Origin of the sequence: Phenylobacterium sp. (assembly GCF_036677185.1) — a bacterium.
In the GTDB taxonomy this organism is placed as follows: Bacteria; Pseudomonadota; Alphaproteobacteria; order Caulobacterales; family Caulobacteraceae; genus Phenylobacterium.
In genome coordinates, this window is record NZ_JAKFEN010000031.1 from 1 (window position 1) to 1,831 (window position 1,831).

2 protein-coding genes are annotated in these 1,831 nt (G+C 67.4%); both read right to left on the reverse strand.

The genetic code is table 11. From position 1 onward, the window contains the following. The coding region (locus V6M51_RS18755; protein ID WP_332769615.1) for an iron-containing alcohol dehydrogenase at positions 1-664 on the reverse strand (664 nt) is incomplete at its 3' end. Between the two features lie 8 nt (positions 665-672). Then, the coding region (locus V6M51_RS18760) for an aldehyde dehydrogenase family protein (protein WP_332769617.1) at positions 673-1,831 on the reverse strand (1,159 nt) is incomplete at its 5' end.

Sequence of the window (1,831 nt, forward strand, 5' to 3'; positions counted from 1 at the left end):
CGGCCATGGGGTGGAACAGCGGCGAGCAGAAGGCTTCCAGGCAGTGCGACAGCGCGTCCATGCCGGTGGCGGCGGTGAGCTTGGCCGGCAGGCCGATGCTCAGCTCGGGGTCGAGAATCACCAAAGCCGGGAGCATCCGGGCGTGGAAGATGATGCGCTTGATCTGCGCCGCCTCGTCGGTGATCACCGCGGCGCGGCCGACCTCCGAGCCGGTGCCCGCGGTGGTCGGCACCGCCACCACCGGCGCCATGCCGGCGACATTGACGCGATCACAGTTGTCGCCGATATCCTCGAAATCCCACAGCGGCCGGTCCTGGCCCACCATCAGGGCGATGGCCTTGCCGGCATCCAGGGCCGAACCGCCGCCGAAGGCGATCACCCCGTCATGGCTGCCGGCCTTGAACGCCGCCACCCCGTCCAGCACGTTCTGTCCAGTGGGGTTGCCCTTGATGCCATGGAACAGCCCGGCCCTGAGGCCATCGTCGCGGCATTGCAGCAGCGCCCGGTCGATGATCGACAGACCAGCCAAGCCCGGATCGGTGACCAGCAGCGGCGCGCCCATGCCCAGCTGACGGCAGGCGTCGGGCAGCTCGCGAATACGCCCGGCACCGACGCGGATCGCGGTCGGGTAGTTCCAGTTTATGCGGTAGTGCTGCAGATCCATGGCGCGCCTCACAACTGGGTCTTGAAGTGGAAGGATTTTGGCCGGGTCAGCTGCTCGTAGCCGACCCGGGACAGGCTGCAGCCGCGTCCGGAGTTCTTCACCCCGGTCCAGGCCAGCGCCGGGTCGAGGTAGTCGCAGCGGTTGAGAAACACAGTGCCGGCCTCGACCCGATCGGCCAGGGCCAGGGCCGCCTCGACATCGCGGCTGAAGAGGGCGGCGGTCAGGCCGAACTCGCTGTCGTTCATCAAGGCCAGGGCCTCCTCGTCATCCTTGACCTTCTGGATACCCACCACCGGGCCGAAGGATTCCTCGACCATCACCCGCATGCCGTGGTGCACATTGGTCAGCACCTGGGGCGCCAGGTAGGGCGTGCCGGGCTTATCCAGGGCGAAGTCGGCCGACAGCAGATGGGCGGTCGCACCCTGCGCCATGGCGTCATGGATCTGCCCACGGACGAAATCCGCCGCCGCGGCGTTCACCAGCGGCCCCAGGGTGGTTTCCGGAGCATCGGAGCGGCCCAGCCGGTATTGCTTGACCAGGGCCACCGCCTGTTCGACGAAGGCGTCATACAGGGCCTCATGCACATAGATGCGTTCGATAGCGCAACAGGACTGCCCGGAGTTGAAGAAGGCCCCGTCGATACTGGTGGCCACCGCGTAGTCCAGGTCGGCGTCGGCGCGCACATAGGCCGGGTCCTTGCCGCCCAGCTCCAGGCCCACGCCGATAAAGCGCCCCGCCGCCGCCCGCTCGACCAGAGAACCGCCCGCCACCGAGCCGGTAAAGGCCACATGTTTAATGCTCGGCGAGCGGATCAGGTGCTCGGTTTGCGCATGGCTCAGGTGCAGGTACTGAAACACCCCGCCCGGCAAACCGGCCTCCTGGAAGGCCTCGACCATGCGCTCGGCGCACAGCGGAGTCTGCGCCGAATGCTTGAGCAACACCGCGTTGCCGGCCAGCAGCGCCGGCATCACCGCGTTGACGGCGGTCAGATAGGGGTAGTTCCAGGGCGCTATGACCAAGGCCACGCCCAGCGGTTCGCGGCGAATAAAGCGGGTGAAGCCGGGCTTGTCCGGCAGCTGGATATCGGCCAGGGCGCTTGCGGCTATATCCGCCATATAGCTGGCGCGCTCGACAAAGCCGCGAATCTCGCCGGCGGCGTAGCGGATC